The organism is Frankia tisae (assembly GCF_025403405.1).
Classification (GTDB): Bacteria; Actinomycetota; Actinomycetes; order Frankiales; family Frankiaceae; genus Frankia; species Frankia tisai.
The window spans coordinates 1-17,737 of sequence record NZ_JANEZT010000110.1 but is presented as its reverse complement, the minus strand read 5'-3'; the positions used below and the strand labels follow the sequence as shown (position 1 = coordinate 17,737).

The following is a 17,737-nucleotide window of genomic DNA, read 5'->3' as shown; positions in this document are numbered from 1 at the left end:
GGGCCGCCCGGCCCAGCGCCGCAGCTCCCGGCGACCGGAAGAACCACTGACCGAAAGGCCAGCGATGCCCCCGCAGACGACCACCCTCCCGTACCGGCCACGCCTGGCGACCACGCCGCAGCGCACGCCCGTCGGGACGGCGGCGACCCTTCCCCGGCAGCCCGTGCCCGCGCCGACCCACGCACGGGCGGCCGGAGCCGTCGCCGTGGCCCCGGCTCGGCCCGACCAGCGCCCACCCCGCTCGGGGGTGTGGATCGACCGGACCGCCTGGCTCGCGACGGTGGACGGCCGCGCGCTGCAACTGACCTACCTCGAGTTCGAGGTGTTGGACTTCTTCGTCCACCACCCCGGGCAGGCGCACAGCCGCCAGGCCCTGCTGTCGTCGGTGTGGGGGCACCAGGCCGATGACGCGACGGCCCCGGACGTCCGCACGGTCGACGTCCTCGTGACCAGGCTGCGGCGCAAGCTCGGCCCCGAGCACCGGTACCGGATTGAGACGATCCGCCGGGTGGGCTACCGCTACCGCCCGCTCGATCCGGCTATGGCGTCCTGACGGCGGCCGCTCACCGGTCGGTGCCGGTGAGCGGCCAGGAAGCCTGCTCGCGGTACATCGGGGGGGTGCCGGGGGCGCCGTCGACGCTGCTCATCAGGGCAAGCCGGTCGATGGTCCACGGCAGCGGCTCCACATCGGCCCGCAGCATCTCGACGAGCGGGCCGAGCGCCCGGCGGCTTCGGTCAGGCACCCGGGCGAGGGTCAGGTGCGCCCGCAGCGGCCGATCGTCCGCCCTGGCGACGGCGCCGGCGCCGGCCCGCTCGGCCGCCCGCCGTACGCCGGCCGCGAGCCCTGCGAGCGCCCCGCCCGACACCGCCGCGGACCCGGGCCGCACCGCCGTCCACAGCACCCGGTCACCGAAGTGCCCGCCGCCGACGGTCTCGACGGCGATCGGGCCATGCCGCCGCGCCACCCGGGCGAGCCGGGTGTCGAGGTCGGCCCGCCGCTCGTCCGGCACCGGGCCGAGGAAGGCGAGGGTGACGTGCCACCGATCGGGCGCCGACCAGCGCAGGTCCGCAGCGGCCGCCCGGGCCCGGTGCACCGCGGTGCACAGTGCGTCGGTGACCGCGGCCGGCGGCACGGCGGCCACGAACAGCCGCGCGGTCAGCTCCGTGCTCCCGGGTCGGCGTCGTCCGCGGCGGCCGCCGCGGCCGCCGCGGCCGCCGCGTGCCGGACCTGTTCCAGGCTCGTCTCGCGGCGCACGATGATCCCGGCGGCCAGCGAGAACTGGTCGGCGAGCATCCCCAGCAGCAGGTGCAGCGGCGTGAGGTCGCCGTCGCCGCGGGTGGCCGCGAGCCGCACGGCGCGCTTCAACGCCCGCCCCGCCTCGGCCGAGAAACGTGGCCCGCGCGGCCGTGGACGCCGCCGCCACCAGGACCGCCGCGGGGCCTTGCGGACCATGGTCAGCCCCAGCACACCGGCACCGAACCGCTCGTCGGCGGCGGCCCGGATGGCCTCGTAGTCCACCCCGATCGCCGCCAGGGCGTCGGTGTCCACCTCCCGGCCACCGCGCGAGAGCACCCGGGCCCCGTGCAGCTCGGCGCGCAGCGACGGCTCGTCGAGCCCGAGGCCGGCCAGGGCACGCCCGACGGCGCCGCCCTCGGTGACGATGGCGAACAGCAGGTGGCCGCTGTGCACCCGGTCGTGCTCGAAGGCCGCCGCCACCTGGGTCGCGGCGCGCACGACGGCACGGGACTGCGGCGTGAATTTTTCAAACACCGCCTTACCTCCCCTTTCCGAACCGGCGCCCGTACTTCTTGTGCGCGGCCTGCCGGCTCACGCCGAGCACGTCGGCGATCTCCTGCCAGGACCAGCCCCTGTGCCGGGCGCTGGCGACCTGGAGCTCCTCGAGTGATTCCAACAGGGCTCGCAGCGAGGCGACGGCGGCGAGACCCACCCGTGGATCGTCGTCGGAGGCCGCCCCGGCGAGCTTCGTAGCGGTCATGTTCATGGACGTCAACCTACGTTGACACCAACGGGAGTGTCAACCTTGATTGACAAGATGGGACGCTTTCCGCTCTCCGCGACAATCGGTGCCATCGCTGACCACCGCCCCCGGCCCGGGAGCACTATCAGAGCCGTGACGACGCTTCCCGAGCTGGTGCCACCGCGCGATCCGGCACTGTCCGCGAGCTGGCGGGAACTGCGACGGCTCGTCCGGCGCCGTGAGCCCGACCTTCCGCTCGCGATGGCGCTGGTCACCGACGGCTCCGACAGCACGACAGCCGGAGTGCTGCGCGACGCCGGGGTCGCGGTGGTCGGCCTGCTCGCCCCGGAGCCGCTGGAGTCGCTGGCCTGGGCGGCCGAGGCGGGGGTCCCCCGCGCCTACGCCGATCTGCTCGCCCTGCTCTCGGACGACATCGAGGCGGTCTGCGTGGAGATGCCACCACCCGGCTCGGATATCGTCGCCCGGCGGGCAGCCGAGATCGGCCTGCATGTGCTGCTCGCCGGTCCCGCCACCGCCGAGGCGGAAACGCTGCGGGCCGTCGCCGACCTGGCCGAGGAGGCCGACCTCGCCCACGTGGTGGCCCTGGACGGCCGGGCCTGGCCGGCGGCCACCCACGTAGCGGCCACGGTCCCCTCGCTGGGCCGGCTCACTCAGATGACCGTGGTCGGCGCGCCGACCGGGCCGACCGGCCGAGTCGAGATCATCGACCTCACGATGCGCTGGTGCGGGGAGATCCTGGCGGTCTGCGCCGATCCCGCCGCGATGCCCGCCCCCACGCTGGCGCCCGACGCGCCCGTGACACTGGCCCTGCTCTCAGCCAGCGGCGCCACGGTGCTGATCAACGAGCGGATGGGCGGCAACCTGGGCACCGCCACCATCACCGTGTGCGGGGACTCCGGGCGCATCGTCGTCCAGGGCCGCCGCGTCCGCCGCCAGGACGACACCGGCGTGCACGACCTGCTGCTGCCCACCCCGCCGACCGCCCGGCCCGGGCTGATGGAGGCCACCTACGACGTCGTGCGGGCCACCGAGCTGGACGACGCGCGGCTGGTCCGGGGCGCCACCTTCCACGACCTGCTCACCGCGAACCGGCTCATCGCCGCGGCCCGCACCTCCCACCAGCGCGGCGGTTGGGTCGAGCTGTGACGGTCATGCTGTGACGGTCATGCTGTGACGGCGAGCCGGGTGACTTAGGAGCCGGCGAGGGCGTCGAGAATCGGCGCCGCCCGGGTCAGGGCGGCGATCTCCTCGGCGGACAGCGCCGCAAGCCGGTCGGTCAGCCACTCGTCCCGGCGCCGACGGTCGTCGCTGAGCAACGTTCGCCCCTTCTCCGTGACCTCGGCGATCACCTGCCGCCCATCGGTGGGGTGCGGGCGGCGCTCGACCAGCCCGGCGACCGCGAGATGCGCGATGACCCGCGTCATCGAAGGCGGCTGGACGCGCTCGTGCGCAGCCATCTCCCCGAGCGTCATCGGGCCATGGCGCTCCAGCGACGCCAGCGCGGACGTCTGCGTGGGGGTGAGCTGACTCGACCGCTCCTGGCGCATTCGTCGGGAAAGCCGCATCACCGACAGCCGCAGCGCGGACGCGAGTTCGGCGTCATACACCGTCTCGGTCTCCATCTTCTGACGGTACTCGCCCGAGGGGCCGAAGAATGGGCTATTCAGCGGATCCCACGCCAAGAAAACGACAAAGGGGGTCGGCCACCCCCCGGCGGCGGCCGACCCCGGCACGGCTCGGCGTCTTGCTCCGGGTACGACCACCGAGGACACCGATCCGTGCCAACCAGGTTCCACCCCGCATGGACTCGATGGCTTCGGGGAGAGCTCCACAGTTCGCTAGGGGATCTCCTGGCGGGAAGTGGGGGGTAACCCGCAATCCGACGATCGGCGTGTGCGACGCTTGTCGGGTGAGATTCTGGCTACGTAGCGTCGATTGACGTGCCGCATCCGCGTCTGTCCAGCCGACTGTCCGCGTGCGCCGCCCGCCACCGCCCGTGGTGTCTGGCAGTCGGCGGCACCGTCACCGCCGCCGTTGCGATCGCGAGCCAGTGGCCCGCGTTCGACCACAGCCCGTTCGCCGCGGCCCTCAACGTCGTGGTGGCGCTCGCGTTCGTGCTCACGGCCGCCATGCTCAACGGCGAGGAGTCGCTGGGCAGCGTCACCGCGGCGATGGCCCTGGGCGGACTGCTCTGGCCGCTGTCCTGGACGGCGGGCTGGGACGCCGGGCCGTCCGCGCTCGTGTCGACCTTCGCCTACTCCCATTTCTGGGTCTGCCTCGGCTGGGGTGTGCTGCGTTACCCGACCGGGCAGCTGCAGAACAACGGTGAACGGGTGCTGCTGGGCGTCGCCGTGCTCGTCATTCCGTTGGCGAACCTCGGGCTGCTCGGCATCGGCCGGCCGGAATGGTTCGGCTACTCCGCTCACCCCGACGTCTGGTGGTACGGCGAGCCGATCGGCCACGGAGCGTTCGACGCCGTGGTCTGGATTCTCGACAGCCTGACCCTCGCACTCGCCGTCATTTTCCTGTTCGTCGTCCGCGGGCGGCTGCGCCGGTACTCCGAGCTGGACCGGCGGATCTTCTTCCCGGTGGCGCTCGCGTTGCTGCTGGCGTTCGTCCTCGCGGCGACGGTCAACTTCTTCGTCTACAACCCGAGCGACGCCAGCATCGGGCCCGAGTTCATCGCCGTCTCCCTCACCCTGCTGGCGATCCCGCTGGCATTCGCGGCGGCGGTGCTGCGCCGGGTGTTCGTCCGGGCCCGCATCGCGCAGCTACTCGCGACGCTGCCCACCCCGCCGGACGCGCAGGCTGTCCGCGCGGCACTGCGGGCGGCGTTGCACGACGACTCCGCCGAGATCCACCTGTGGCTGCCCGGGGAGGACCAGCACGTCGACGCCGACGGGGTCGTCCGGCCACCGCCGCCGGCCGGCGCCGCCGAGCTCGTCATGACGGTGCGGACCGCGGCCGGGGCGCCGCTGGCGGTGATCGCCGCCGCACCTGCCATGCGGCGTAACCGCGACCTGGTCGAGGCGGCCGTGCGCGCCAGCGCCATGGCCCTGGAGAACGCCCAGTTGCACGCCACGGTGGCCGCGCAGCTCGAAGCCGTGCGCGCCTCCCGGGCCCGCCTCGTCGAGGCCGGTCTGCACGAGCGACGCCGGCTGGAGCGCGACCTGCACGACGGCGCGCAGCAGCGGCTGCTGGCGTTGGCCACCAGACTGGGGCTCGCCCGGACGAAGGCCACCGATCCCGATACGATCTCTGCCATCGAGGCCGCCCGGGAGGATCTGCGCCACGCCTTGGCGGACCTGCGCAGCCTCGCGCGGGGAATCCATCCGGCCGTGCTGAGTCAGGGCGGGCTTCGGCCGGCCCTGGAAGTGGTCACCGCCGCGCTGCCGATGGAAATCGAAATGGACGTTCCCGCGGCGCGGTTTGAGGCGGTGCTCGAGGCGGGCGCCTACTACACGATCTGCGAGGCGCTCACGAACACGGTCAAGCATGCCGGGGCCAGCCGGGCTCGGGTCGCGGTGCGCTACGACGACGGCGTCGTGCGCATCGACGTCACCGACGACGGCAAGGGCGGCGCCACCGCCGTCGAGGGGGGCGGCCTGGCGGGCCTCACCGACCGGGTCCGGGCACTCGGCGGCGCGCTGGTGATCGTCAGCCCGTCGGGCGGCGGGACCCGGCTGACGGCGAGCATCCCGTGCTGACCAGGCTTGCGCCGACCAGGCTTGCGCCGACCAGGCTTGCGCCGACCAGGCTTGCGCCGACCAGAACTGCCCAGGCTGAGCAGAGGAGACCTGACCCGTGCGGGTAGCGATCGCGGACGATTCGGCCTTGTTCCGCGAGGGGCTGGCGATGCTGCTGACCGCCACCGGCGCCGAGGTGGTGGCGCAGACCGCCACCGCCGACGAGCTCCTCCGCGGGCTCGGGCACAGCCGGCCGGACGCGGTGATCCTGGACATCCGGATGCCGCCCACGTTCACCGACGAGGGTCTGGTCGCGGCCGAACAGATCCGCGCCCAGCACCGCGAGATCGCCGTGCTCGTCCTGTCGACCTACGCCGAGACGCCCTACGCGCTGCGCCTGCTCGGCGGTGGCGGTGGTGGCGGCGGTGGCTTCGGCTACCTACTCAAGGACCGGGTCGACGACGTCGTGGCGCTCCAGGACGCACTGCGACGGTTGATCGACGGTCGGCTCGTACTCGATGAGGAGATCGTCGCGGGTCTGCTCGCCCACCGGCGGCGCGCCGACGATCTGGCCCGACTCACCCCGCGGGAACGCACGGTGCTCGCGCACATGGCTGAGGGACGGTCCAACCACGGCATCGGCGCCCGCCTGCATCTGGCGCCGAAGACCGTGGAGAACCACATCGCCGGGGTTTTCAGCAAGCTCGGGATGCCGGCGTCCGCGGACGACAATCGTCGGGTGCTCGCCGTGATCACCTGGCTGCGGACCGTCGCGGAGCCGGGCGCCGCCGCGGGAACACCCCTTGGCGCTCCGCCCGTTATCACGCCGGGAACGCGGGTGACGAGTGGCTCCGGGCACCAGAGTGGCTTCTCCCCGTTCGGGTAGGTGCAACCGGCCGGTCGGGCGGGTGTCTGCGTCTTCACCGAGGGTGTCCCGTCGCATCACCGCAGCTGGGAGAAGTCTTCTCCTACAAGGGGTGGCGCAGCACACGTGGGATGAGGCTCACCGATCACGCGCATGTGCAGCCGCGAACGGCCAGACTTGGGAAGAACCATGTGAGCCAGCAAACCGGCGTGAGCGCTCCGTACCCGGATGCGCGCCCCGGCTGGGGCCAGAGCCGTCACCAGCGGCATCGCCACCGCGAGAGGAGCCCGGCGTGTCCGAGCAGGTCAGCACACTGACCGTCACCGACAACCGAACCGGCAAGACGTACGAGATCCCGGTCACGGACGGCACGGTACGCGCGAGTGCGTTGCGTTCGATCAAGGCGAGCGACGACGACTTCGGGTTGATGGCGTACGACCCGGCGTTCACGAACACCGCGAGCTGCCGCAGTGCCATCACCTACATCGACGGTGACGCCGGCATCCTGCGCTACCGCGGCTACCCGATCCAGGAGCTCGCCGAGAAGAGCAGCTTCCTCGAGGTCGCGTACCTGCTGCTGGCCGGTGAGCTTCCCGCGGCCGACGAGCTGTCGACCTGGGAAGACGAGATCACGCACCACACCCTGGTGCATGAGTCGATCAAGAAGTTCATCGACGGCTTCCACCACGACGCCCACCCCATGGGCATGCTGGTGTCCACCGTGGGCGCGCTGTCGACCTTCTACCCGGATGCCAAGACGATCGACGACCCAGGCCTGCGTCGCCTCCAGATCGTCCGCCTCATCGCCAAGATCACGACCCTGGCAGCGTACTCGTACCGGCACTCGGTCGGCTTCCCGTACGTCTACCCGGACAACGACCTGTCGTATGCCGGCAACTTCCTGAACATGATGTGGAAGGCCACCGAGCTCAAGTACGAGCCGGACCCGAACCTCGAGCACGCCCTCGACGTGCTGTTCATCCTGCACGCCGACCACGAGCAGAACTGTTCGGCCAACGCGATGCGCGCCGTCGGCAGCTCGCAGGCGGACCCGTTCTCGGCCGCGGCCGCGGCGATCGCCGCGCTCTACGGCCCGCTGCACGGCGGCGCGAACGAGCAGGTGCTGCGGATGCTGGCCGAGATCGGTTCGGTCGAGAACATCCCCTCCTTCATCGCCCAGGTGAAGGACGGCAAGAAGAAGCTGATGGGCTTCGGCCACCGGGTCTACAAGAACTACGACCCGCGCGCCCGGGTGATCCGCCAGGTCGCCGACGAGGTCTTCAAGGTCACCGGCACGAACCCGCTGCTGGACCTGGCCATGGAGCTGGAGCGGATCGCGCTGGAGGACGAGTACTTCATCGCCCGCAAGCTCTACCCGAACGTCGACTTCTACACCGGCATCATCTACCAGGCCATGGGCTTCCCCGTGGAGATGTTCCCGGTGCTGTTCGCCATCGGCCGGATGCCCGGCTGGCTGGCCCAGTGGGAGGAGGGCCTGCTCGACCCCGAGCAGAAGATCGCCCGCCCGCGCCAGCTCTACGTCGGCTACGACCAGCGCCCCTACGTCCCCATGGACGACCGTGGCGCGACCGCCGACACCGAGGCCGACCCGATCGCCGCCCAGGCCGCCCAGGCCGCCCCGGAGCGCCCCCTGCGCTGACCCGGATGCCCGCGCCGCCGCCGACCCAGAGTCCCCGGCGGTGCCACGCCGACGACGATGGCCCGCGAGGAGAGGTCCTCCTCGCGGGCCATCGTCGTTTCCGGCTGCGCCATCCGCCGCTACAGGCTGCTACAGGCGCTCGACCACGTAGTCGATGCTGGCGGTGAGGGCCTCGACGTCGGCCGGTTCGATCGCCGGGAAGCAGGCGACGCGGAGCTGGTTGCGGCCGAGCTTGCGGTACGGCTCGACGTCGACGACGCCGTTGGCGCGCAGCACCTTCGCCACCGCGGCGGCGTCGACGCCGTCGAAGTCGATCGTCACGACGACCTGGGAGCGCTGCGCCGGGTCGGCGACGAACGGCGTCGTGTACGGCGTCTTCTCGGCCCAGGTGTAGAGGATCGACGACGACTCGGCGGTGCGGCGCACGCACCAGTCCAGGCCGCCCTGGGCGAGCATCCACTCGATCTGGTCGGCGAACAGGAACAGCGTCGCCACCGCCGGGGTGTTGTACGTCTGATCCTTGGAGCTGTTGTCGCGGGCGGTGGTGAGGTCGAGGAACGGCGGGATCCACCGGTCGGTCGCGGCGATCTCGGCGAGCCGGTCGATCGCCGCCGGCGACATCAGCGCCGCCCACAGGCCGCCGTCGGAGGCGAAGCTCTTCTGCGGCGCGAAGTAGTAGACGTCGGCCTCGGCGACGTCTACGGGCAGGCCGCCCGCGCCGGAGGTGGCGTCGACCAGGTGCAGGGCGCCGGCGTCGCCGCCGACCGGGCGGCGCACCGGGCGGGCGACACCGGTGGAGGTCTCGTTGTGCGGGCTGGCGTAGGCGTCGATGCCGGCCTCGGGCGACCAGTCCGGGTGCGTTCCCGGCGCCGAGGACACCACGGAGGGGTCCGCCAGGAACGGCGCGCCCTTCGTCGTGTCCGCGAACTTCCCACCGAACTCGCCGAAGACGAGGTGCTGGGACCGGTTCCGGACCAGGTTGAAAGCCGCGGCGTCCCAGAACGCGGTGGCACCGCCGATGCCGAGCACGACCTCGTAGCCGGCGGGCAGCGAGAACAGCTCTGCGAGCCCCGCGCGTACCCGGCCGACCAGGCCCTTGACCGGCTTCTGCCGGTGGGAGGTGCCGAGGTAGGTCGCGCCACTGGCGGCCAGGGCGGCCACGGCTTCCGGACGGATCTTCGACGGACCGCAGCCGAAACGGCCGTCGGCCGGGCGCAGAGCCTCGGGCAGCTCGATCGCGGCGGCGTCAGCCACGGGGCACCCCCGGCACGACGTCGCTGAGCGGGCGCGGGTCGGGGCCGACATAACGGGCGGACGGGCGGATCAGTCGGCCGGTGCGCTGCTGCTCGAGAATGTGGGCGCTCCAGCCCGCGGTGCGGGCGCAGGTGAACATGGACGTGAACATATGGGCCGGGACCTCGGCGAAGTCCAGCACCACGGCCGACCAGAACTCCACGTTCGTGCGCAGCGGACGGTCGGGGAAGCGGTTGGTCAGCTCCTCGATCGCGGCCGCCTCGAGCGCCTCGGCCGCCTCGTAGCGGTCGGAGCCGAGGTCGCGCGCGGTGCGGCGCAGCACCCGGGCGCGCGGGTCCTCCGCGCGGTACACCCGGTGACCGAAGCCCATCAGCCGCTCCTTGCGGTCCAGGGCACGGCGGACGTAGCCGAGCGGATCCCCGGTGCGTTCGACCTCGTCGAGCATCGCGAGCACCCGGGAGGGGGCACCGCCGTGCAGGGGCCCGGACAGCGCACCGACGGCGGCGGACAGCGCGGCCGAGGCATCGGCGCCGGTCGAGGCGACCACCCGGGCGGTGAAGGTGGACGCGTTCATGCCGTGCTCGGCGGCCGACACCCAGTAGGCGTCGACGGCCTGGACGTGCTTCGGGTCCGGCTCGCCGCGCCAGCGGATCATGAACCGTTCCGTTATGGTGCGGGCCCGGTCGACCTCCTTCTGCGGCACCGCGGGCTGCCCCAGGCCCCGGGCCGACTGCGCGACGAAGGACAACGCCACCACCGATGCCCGGGCAAGGTCGTCGCGGGCTTGCTCGGGGGCGATGTCGATCAGCTGGCCCAGGCCCCAGTAGGGGGCGAGCATCGCCAGCGCGCTCTGCACATCCACCCGGATGTCACCCGAGTGCACCGGCACCGGGAACGGCTCGGCCGGCGGCAGCCCGGGTTCGAACGCGCCGTCGACCAGCAGCCCCCAGACGTGGCCGTAGTCCACCGTGCCGACGAGGTCCTCGATATCGACCCCGCGGTAGCGCAGCGCGCTGCCCTCCTTGTCCGGCTCGGCGATCTCCGTCTCAAAGGCGATCACGCCTTCCAGACCTGGCTTGAAATCGCTTGTCTTCTCGGCCATCGAGTCCGGATCTCCGCTTCTGTCTGTTGGTTCGACCGGCGGTCGGTCGCTTCGACCGGCGGCCCGCTGTAGTCCTGCCTCGTCGGTCCTACTCCATCCGATCCTGCCCCGCGGCATCCGGACGCGCCAGACCGCCTCCGCTTCGCGCGGTTCGCGTCGAGCGCCGGCGGGCGCGGCGTCCTCACAGTTCGCCAACCCCGGCGCACTTAAACAACAATTTATGAGATGAGTCACAGGCACTTTGTCCGTTTGTGCGGCTATTTGCAACAAGCTGCCGAAATCGACGCCGGGGACGGCCGACCAACGGAGATCGCGTCGCGCTACGGTCGGCAGCAGGAAATGGCCTGACTGACTGGCGGTCACGCTGCGCTAACAACTGGATCAGGAGCTTGGGAGATCATGGCGTTCGTCTTCATCAGTCATCGCGCGGCGGACATCGCCGTCGCCGAACGGCTGGGGCGGGCGGTCAACGCGGTGGGCCATGCGGTGCACCTCGACCGTTGGGAGATACGCATCGGCGACACCGTGCCCATGTTCATGAATGAAACCCTCGCCACCGCGGACTTTCTCGTGCTGGGCCACTCCACCCTGGGAATTCACGCGCCATGGATAGCACAGGAATTCCTGCCGGCGCTCGCCGGGGACCTCGTGGCTCGCGGCATCATCATGCTGCCGGTGGTCCTGTCCGGCACCGATGCCCCCGCCCGGATCGGCGGCCAGCCCTGCCTCGACCTGACCAGCGACTGGGACCGCGGGGTCGCCACGGTCCTGCGCGAGCTCGGCTGAGTACGCGGGCGCCGCTGGCACGATCCCAGGGTGGCATCCATCCCGCCGCCAGGCGCCTTCCCCCACCGCGCAGCCTCTCCCGCCGTGCCCCATCCCGACCCGCCGGCCTCCGATGAGGCCGGACCGGACGCGCCCGACCCGGCCGGGCTGCGGCAGAGCTACCAGACCGGCCGGCTGGAACCGGATCAGCTCGCGGCGACCTGGGTCGAACAGTTCGCCCGCTGGTTCGCCGACGCGACCACCCCGGGCACGGGCGTCCCAGAGGCCAACGCGACCGTCTTCGCCACCGCGTCCGCCGACGGCCGGCCGAGCGCGCGCACGGTACTGCTCAAGGGCTTCGATCAGCGCGGATTCGTGATCTACACGAACTACACCTCCCGCAAGGGTCGAGAGGCCGCCGAGAACCCCTTCGGCTCGCTGGTCTTCCCCTGGTATGCCCTGGAGCGGCAGGTGGTGGCCATCGGCACCGTGGAACGGGTCAGCCGGGCCGAGACCGAGCGCTACTTCGCCTCCCGGCCCCGCGGGTCCCAGCTCGGCGCCTGGGTCAGCCACCAGTCGCAGATCATCGAGTCCCGGGACGTCCTGGCCGCCCGCGACGCCGAGCTCGCGGCCCGCTGGCCCACGGGAACCCCGGTGCCGACCCCGCCGTTCTGGGGCGGGCTGCGCCTCGTGCCGGACACCGTCGAGTTCTGGCAGGGCCGGACGAACCGACTGCACGACAGGCTGCGTTACCGCCGCGCCTGCGCCGCGGACCGGTGGATCGTCGAACGCCTCTCCCCCTGACGACCGCGCCGGCCGTCACCCGTCCCGGCAGCTCCATCCGGCCCCGACGTCCGCGCTCGCGGCGGTGTCGCCATCGGCCATTCGGAAGCGCCGGTCCGCAACTGGATTCCCTCTCTGCGGATGCCGGGAAAACCCGCGATGACACGATGCGTGGTCACGCCGGTCAGCCCTCCTTTTGCTGCCTCGGCTCAGGCTGACCCGCCCAATCGAATCCACGAGGGCACCGGCCGGATGAAACAGTTACAGCGCGCCGGATTCAGCCGGTTCCGCCGCCGGCGGAACCGGTGTGGCGGGATCCTTCGCGGCCATGGGCCGGGGTATCGCGACGACCCGCGCCGGCCGGGGTAGGACAGACGGCCAAAGCGGGCGAGCCCGCGCGAGGCGCCGTCGACGGGGTAACTCGGCCGGGGACGGTCGAGAGGGGGATGGGCAGGGGCGCGGGTGACGGAGGCGAGGGTGCGCACGTCACCCACCGGCCGGAACCGCGGCCAGCCGGAACCACCGCCAGACAGAACCACCGGCCGGCAGGAACCCAACCGTCGAGGTCCCGGGAAACCCAACCGCAGACAGTCACCGGACCTGACTTGGTCACCCGATTCATCCGGACCGATCACTGTTGGCCGTTAGACCATCGTTCAGCATCCCGTTCATCCCAACGCCGGCCGGTAGCAACGAACACCTCCGGACGACCCCGAACCACCGCGTCGTTCCCCCAACGGTCCCGCTACGACGGACCCGGGCGTACCGGGACGACCGCCGCGTTGCTACCTTATTTTTGATCAATGCTTCCATCGAGGTATTCCTGACCCGGCAGATGTCCAGGGAGACGGATTCATGCGCAGCACCAGAATGCGGGCCGTGGTCGCCGGTGTTCTCGGCGTGGCGGCGATCGCGCTGGCCTCGCCGGCGTCCGCTGAAACGCCGACGCCCTCGCCGACCGAGACCGTCGCCGTCAGCTCACCGACCCCGGCCAGCCCCGCCGGCGCGCCCGCGTCGCCCAGCGCGACCCCGGCTCCGGCTCCGACGCCGGCCGCCTTCCCCCTGGCCACGACCAGCGCGACCGCCGACCCGGGCGCGGCGGCGAGCCTCGACCCGAGCGCCACGCCGAGCCCGGTCGCCGGCGTCACGGCGGGCGTCGACCCGAGCGTCTCGGCCTCGGCCACCCCGGCCGCGGCGGCTGCCTCGACCGAGGGCACCGGCGACCCGACCCTCGACGGGTTCCTCGACCTGCTGCCCTTCAAGGTCCCCCTGGACAAGGAGATCAACGGCGTCGAGGACATCGACGCCAACCCCCTCGTCCTGACCTTCCTCTGCAACGGCAGCGAGCCGGCCTGGAAGCTGAAGAACACCGGCGACAAGAGCTTCGGCTTCGGCTGGTTCGACACCAACCTGGGCGGCGGCATCCTCACCATCGGCCCGAAGCAGACCGTCGACCTCCCGTCGAAGGCGCTCGCCGTGGTCGGGTCGCCCTGGGACGCCGAGACGAAGCTCCTGCTCGTGACCGTGCCCACCGTTGGCGTGTCGAACTGCGGCGGCGCGTCGAGCGTGCCGCCGGCGATCCCGGCGCCCGCGCCGCTGCCAGTCGCGGCGCCCGCCGTCAGTCGCGCCGTCACGGCCGACCCGCACTACACCAGATGATCATCGGCCGGCTCGGTCCGAGGACGGCCGCGGGGATCCTCGCGGCTGCTCTCGGCGGCGCGGTGCTGGTCGGGTGCGGCGGCGGCGACGGCAGCCAGAACGCCGCCACCAACCTCTCGCCGCAGGTCCGCAACCAGCTCGCCGCCATCGCGGGCCTCGGGCAGAGCAAGAGCACGGTCGTCACCGCCGTCGGCACCAGCGTCGACATCTACAGCGCCCCAACGGACAACCAGCCGTCTTCCACGCTGGCAAGTCCGAACGAGAACGGCGTCAAGCGGATCTTCCTGGTCCAGGCGAAGATGCCCGGCTGGTGGCAGGTGATGCTGCCGGTCCAGCCCAACGGCAGCACCGGCTGGGTCAAAGCCGACCAGGTCAGCGCGTCGGAGACGCCCTACCGGCTGGTCGTGTCCCGCGGTCACCACCTACTGCAGGTGTTCAGCGACGGCAAGCAGATCGCGCAGGAGCCGGTCGCCATCGGCACCACCGACACGCCGACCCCGGGCGGGCGCTTCTACCTGATGGAGCTGCTGCGGCCACGCAACCCGAACGGCGCCTACGGCCCGTACGCCTTTGGCCTGAACGGATTCTCGACGTCCCTGAGCTCCTTCGATGGCCACAAGCCGGTGATCGGTCTGCATGGCACGAACGAACCGAAGATGATCGGTAAGGACGTCAGCCACGGCTGCATCCGGTTGAGCAACGACGCGATCACCCGCCTGGCCCAGACCGTCCCGCTGGGCACTCCGGTCGACATCGTCGTCTGACCTCGCCGGCCGTCCCGGCTCGTCAAGCCGGATCAGGTTGGCCCGTCAGGTTGGTCCGTCAGATTGGTCCGTCAGGTTGTCAGGACGACGGGGGTTCCCGGTCGCCGTCGGCCGAAGCGGGCCGAGTCGCGGCGGCGATTCGCAGGTCCGCGACGAACCCGCCGTAGACCTCGTCGAAGCTGGCCGGGTCCGCTCGCAGCACGGCGCTGGGGTGCAGCGTCGCGAGCAGCTGGGCGTTTGATCCGGGCGGCCCAGGCAGCAGCCGCCCGCGCATCCGGGTCACCCGGAACGACGGCCCGAGCAGCGTCGAGCCCGCCGTCGCGCCCAGCACCACGACCAGCGACGGCCGGATGGCGTTGAGCTCGGCGGCGAGCCATGGCCGGCAGGCGGCGACGTGCCGCGCCTGCGGCGTCTGATGGATGCGCCGGGGTCCGTTGCCCGTGCGGTAGCCGAAGTGCTTGACGGCGTTCGTCGCGTACAGCTCGGCCCGGTCCAGCCCGGCCTCGCCGAGTGCACGGTCGAGCAGCTTGCCGGCGGGGCCGACGAAGGGCCGGCCCCTGCGGTCCTCCACGTCTCCTGGCTGCTCGCCGACGACCACCAGCCAGGTGCGGGCTGGGCCCGCGCCGAAGACGGTTCGGGTTCCGGGCAGCTCCGAGAGGTCGCACGCACGGCACTCGGCGGCAGCAGAGGCGAGTGTCGGCAGATCCGCACCGGAAGGCACCGCGACGGGCTGCATGTTCACCCCGCAGATTCAAGCGGACGCCTGGACCGGCGATCCAGAGAGGTGGGCGTGGCGCGCCACGCGTGGGTTGCCCTCCACATCCCACGCGGGCGCGACCACCTCCGGCGGAGCCCGTCACTTCTCCACCGGGCTTAGAGCGGGAGATCCCTGCCCACACACTCCCTGCCCTGGGACAAGGGTGGCCAATCCCCGCCCGCCGTACCCATCGGACTGGACAACGCCTGGTGTCGGATTCGCGACACGTGTCGCGCTTGCGGGTAAGCCATCTATCCGCTAACTGATCGCATCGATGATGGCTTCGCTCTCCTGGTTCGGAGCTGGTCAGGCTGGTCAGCCGCCGCGGCGAGCCGCCTCGTAGCGGACCAGGGCCTCCCGCCGCTCGACAGCGTGGTCGACCACCGGCGCCGGATATCCCTCGGGCGGCCCGCCCGGCAGCGTCCACGGCTCGTGCACCTTCGCCCGCGGCACATCGCGCAGCTGCGGTATCCACCGGCGCACATAGGTCCCGTCCGGGTCATAGGTGCGGCCCTGCAGAACCGGATTGAACACCCGGAAGTACGGCGCGGGGTCGGTGCCGGTACCGGCCGTCCACTGCCAGCCGTGATGATTCGACGCCAGGTCGCCGTCGACCAGCCGGCCGAGGAACCACCGCGCCCCGTGGCGCCAGTGGACGTGCAGGTCCTTGCACACGAACGACGCCTCGATCATGCGCACCCGGTTGGGCACCCAGCCCTCGGCGAGCAGTTGGCGCATGCCCGCGTCGACGATGGGGAACCCCGTGCACCCCCACTTCCAGGCCTCGAATCCGGCCTCCGGCGGGTCATATGCCATGTCGGCCAGCGCGTCGGTCAGATCGGCACGCGCGGACGCGGGGTTTGCCGCGAGCACGCCGGCGTAGAACTCCCGCCACGCCAGCTCCGAACGGAACTTCTCGGCGTCACGTTCCCCGCCGCTCGGCTCGGCCGACGAGGCGGGCGAGGCGGGGGAAGCGGGGGAGCCGGCGACCCGAGCGAGCTCGGCGAGGACGCTCCGCGGATGGATGCAGCCGTACTTCAGGTAGGGCGACAGCCGCGAGGTGGTGTCCTCCCCGGGCACGTCGCGCCGCTCGGCGTAGCCGGCCAGCGAGCCGTGGAGGAACTCGGCCAGCCGCTCGCGTGCGGCCCGCTCGCCCGCCACGGGTAGGCGGGTGGCACCAAGGTCCGGATCGGCCGGGATGCCGTCCGAGGTCAACTGTGCCCAGCGCGCCCCTTCCGGCTCGGCGACGGGGCCGCGCCAGCCGTGCTCCTTCCACGCTCGGTAGAACGGGGTGTAGACACGAAACGGCGTTCCGCCCGCCGTGGCCAACCGGCCCGGCGCGATCGCGTACGGCGATCCGGTCCGGACGAGCTCCCGGCCGTCGGCGCGCAGCGCCTGCTCGACCTCGCCGTCGCGACGCCGCCCGTAGGGTCCGTGGTCCGCGGCGATGTGCACCTGGCCCGCATCGACGGCCCGCGCCACCGCGGGGACGACGTCCACCGGATCGCCCAGCCGCACGCACAGCCGGCCGCCCAGCCGCTCGTCCAACTCTCGAAGGCAGCGGTAGAGGAACGCGAGCCGGACCGGTCCGGCCGGGCGGCGCAGCGCGTCGTCGAGGACGAACAGCACCACCACCTCGTCGGCCCCGTCCGCTGCCGCACGCAGCGCCGGATTGTCACCCAGTCGCAGATCCCGCCGCAGCCAGCAGACCGACACCGTCATGCGACCGGACGTTAGCCCGCAGCCCCGTCCCCGCCGCGACGACGCGGAACGGCGAGCACAGGAACCGCCGATCTATTGCTGTGAGTCATCAGAATATTACTGTGAGCTTATGATTGCCGAGTGCAGGTGACCGTCGCCGTCGCGTGGGATCGCGGCTTCTCGGATGCCTGGTCCCGCATCGCGGAAACCGGGCCGAAAATCGGGGTCTTCTTCGCGATCTGCGTGCTCGGCGGCCTGCTCGTCCGGGCGTTGGCACGGCTGCTGAGCGTGCTGGCGAGCCGGATGGGCATCGACCGGGTGCTGGACCGGTGCGGCCTGCCGGCCCTGCTACGCAGGCCGGCGGCGGACCTTCGCACGGGCGCGGTGCGGGTACTCGCCGGCCTGGGGCTGCTCGCCGTACTGCGCGTCGCCGTGGGTGTCTTCGGCCCGAGCGCCGCCGAGGACACCGTCACCGAGCTGCTCACGCTGCTCCTGCACACCCTGCTCGCGATCGTGATCATCGCGATCGGGGTCAGCCTGGCCCGGCTCGCCCGAACCTTCGTGTGCGAGGCACTGCGGGGCCTCAGCTACGCGCACGCGGCCGGCAACACGGTGGCCGCCGTGCTCGTGATCGCGTTCGGCAAGGCCGGACTCGACGAGGTGGGCCTGGCGACCTCCGTCACGACCCCCTTGCTCTGGGCCGTCCTCGCCACTCTGACCGGGGTGATCGTGGTCGGGGTG

18 protein-coding genes are annotated in these 17,737 nt (G+C 71.9%); 10 read left to right on the top strand and 8 right to left on the bottom strand.

Annotated elements, in window-relative coordinates; genetic code table 11:
* On the top strand, positions 1-553 hold a 553-nt coding region (locus NBZ85_RS12980; RefSeq protein ID WP_308205177.1), incomplete at its 5' end, for a winged helix-turn-helix domain-containing protein.
* Positions 554-563: 10 nt separating this feature from the next.
* Here NBZ85_RS12980 and thpR read toward each other — a convergent pair.
* Genes thpR through NBZ85_RS12965 form a run of 3 tightly spaced genes read right to left on the bottom strand, consistent with a single transcriptional unit; the run spans position 564 to position 2,003 of the window.
* Positions 564-1,142 carry an RNA 2',3'-cyclic phosphodiesterase gene (gene thpR, locus NBZ85_RS12975; protein ID WP_261556652.1) on the bottom strand — a complete coding sequence of 193 codons (579 nt, stop codon included), beginning with the start codon at positions 1,140-1,142 and terminating at the stop codon, positions 564-566.
* Between the two features lie 14 nt (positions 1,143-1,156).
* Entirely contained in the window at positions 1,157-1,771 is a 615-nt protein-coding gene (locus NBZ85_RS32670; RefSeq protein WP_261556653.1) for a Clp protease N-terminal domain-containing protein, read from the bottom strand.
* 4 nt (positions 1,772-1,775) lie between these two features.
* Positions 1,776-2,003, bottom strand: a complete 228-nt coding sequence (locus NBZ85_RS12965; RefSeq protein WP_372517727.1) for a helix-turn-helix domain-containing protein — start codon at positions 2,001-2,003, stop codon at positions 1,776-1,778.
* A gap of 129 nt (positions 2,004-2,132) precedes the next feature.
* Between NBZ85_RS12965 and NBZ85_RS12960 the strand changes: the two genes are divergently transcribed.
* Complete coding sequence (locus NBZ85_RS12960; RefSeq protein WP_261556654.1) at positions 2,133-3,146, top strand: Gfo/Idh/MocA family oxidoreductase; 1,014 nt, start codon at positions 2,133-2,135, stop codon at positions 3,144-3,146.
* A 44-nt stretch (positions 3,147-3,190) separates the two neighbouring features.
* On the opposite strand, the gene NBZ85_RS12955 is transcribed toward NBZ85_RS12960, so the two are convergent.
* Entirely contained in the window at positions 3,191-3,622 is a 432-nt protein-coding gene (locus NBZ85_RS12955; RefSeq protein ID WP_261556656.1) for a MarR family winged helix-turn-helix transcriptional regulator, read from the bottom strand.
* A gap of 318 nt (positions 3,623-3,940) precedes the next feature.
* Between NBZ85_RS12955 and NBZ85_RS12950 the strand changes: the two genes are divergently transcribed.
* The 3 genes from NBZ85_RS12950 (at position 3,941) to NBZ85_RS12940 (ending at position 8,211) form a co-directional block, all read left to right on the top strand.
* Positions 3,941-5,707 carry a sensor histidine kinase gene (locus tag NBZ85_RS12950; protein ID WP_261556657.1) on the top strand — a complete coding sequence of 589 codons (1,767 nt, stop codon included), beginning with the start codon at positions 3,941-3,943 and terminating at the stop codon, positions 5,705-5,707.
* A gap of 97 nt (positions 5,708-5,804) precedes the next feature.
* Positions 5,805-6,572: a response regulator transcription factor gene (locus tag NBZ85_RS12945; protein WP_261556658.1), complete on the top strand. Its 768-nt coding sequence runs from the start codon at positions 5,805-5,807 to the stop codon at positions 6,570-6,572.
* A 271-nt stretch (positions 6,573-6,843) separates the two neighbouring features.
* The gene (locus tag NBZ85_RS12940; protein WP_261556659.1) at positions 6,844-8,211 is read left to right on the top strand and encodes a citrate synthase; all 1,368 of its coding nucleotides are present in this window, start codon (positions 6,844-6,846) and stop codon (positions 8,209-8,211) included.
* Positions 8,212-8,340: 129 nt separating this feature from the next.
* On the opposite strand, the gene serC is transcribed toward NBZ85_RS12940, so the two are convergent.
* Both serC and NBZ85_RS12930 read right to left on the bottom strand, forming a co-directional pair.
* Positions 8,341-9,465: a phosphoserine transaminase gene (serC, locus tag NBZ85_RS12935; protein ID WP_261556660.1), complete on the bottom strand. Its 1,125-nt coding sequence runs from the start codon at positions 9,463-9,465 to the stop codon at positions 8,341-8,343.
* Positions 9,458-10,567, bottom strand: coding sequence for a citrate synthase 2 (locus tag NBZ85_RS12930; protein WP_261556661.1), 1,110 nt, complete (start codon positions 10,565-10,567; stop codon positions 9,458-9,460). Before NBZ85_RS12930 ends, serC begins: the two co-directional genes overlap by 8 nt.
* Positions 10,568-10,966: 399 nt before the next feature.
* Between NBZ85_RS12930 and NBZ85_RS12925 the strand changes: the two genes are divergently transcribed.
* From NBZ85_RS12925 to NBZ85_RS12910, 4 genes are all read left to right on the top strand, one after another.
* A complete protein-coding gene (locus NBZ85_RS12925) occupies positions 10,967-11,353 on the top strand; it encodes a toll/interleukin-1 receptor domain-containing protein (RefSeq protein ID WP_261556662.1) in 387 nt (128 codons plus the stop codon).
* A 30-nt stretch (positions 11,354-11,383) separates the two neighbouring features.
* On the top strand, positions 11,384-12,136 hold the full coding sequence (pdxH, locus tag NBZ85_RS12920; protein ID WP_372517728.1) for a pyridoxamine 5'-phosphate oxidase: 753 nt from the start codon (positions 11,384-11,386) through the stop codon (positions 12,134-12,136).
* Between the two features lie 834 nt (positions 12,137-12,970).
* Positions 12,971-13,774: a hypothetical protein gene (locus tag NBZ85_RS12915; protein WP_261556663.1), complete on the top strand. Its 804-nt coding sequence runs from the start codon at positions 12,971-12,973 to the stop codon at positions 13,772-13,774.
* The gene (locus NBZ85_RS12910; RefSeq protein ID WP_261556664.1) at positions 13,771-14,538 is read left to right on the top strand and encodes a L,D-transpeptidase; all 768 of its coding nucleotides are present in this window, start codon (positions 13,771-13,773) and stop codon (positions 14,536-14,538) included. The genes NBZ85_RS12915 and NBZ85_RS12910 overlap by 4 nt, the downstream gene beginning before the upstream one ends.
* A 79-nt stretch (positions 14,539-14,617) precedes the next feature.
* On the opposite strand, the gene NBZ85_RS12905 is transcribed toward NBZ85_RS12910, so the two are convergent.
* Together NBZ85_RS12905 and NBZ85_RS12900 are read right to left on the bottom strand one after the other, a co-directional pair.
* A complete protein-coding gene (locus NBZ85_RS12905; RefSeq protein ID WP_261556667.1) occupies positions 14,618-15,274 on the bottom strand; it encodes a UdgX family uracil-DNA binding protein in 657 nt (218 codons plus the stop codon).
* 336 nt (positions 15,275-15,610) lie between these two features.
* Positions 15,611-17,017 carry a cryptochrome/photolyase family protein gene (locus tag NBZ85_RS12900; RefSeq protein ID WP_261561997.1) on the bottom strand — a complete coding sequence of 469 codons (1,407 nt, stop codon included), beginning with the start codon at positions 17,015-17,017 and terminating at the stop codon, positions 15,611-15,613.
* A 126-nt stretch (positions 17,018-17,143) separates the two neighbouring features.
* On the opposite strand from NBZ85_RS12900, the gene NBZ85_RS12895 reads away from it, so the two are divergent.
* Positions 17,144-17,737, top strand: a 594-nt coding sequence (locus NBZ85_RS12895) for a mechanosensitive ion channel family protein (protein WP_438803079.1), incomplete at its 3' end; no start/stop codon positions are given.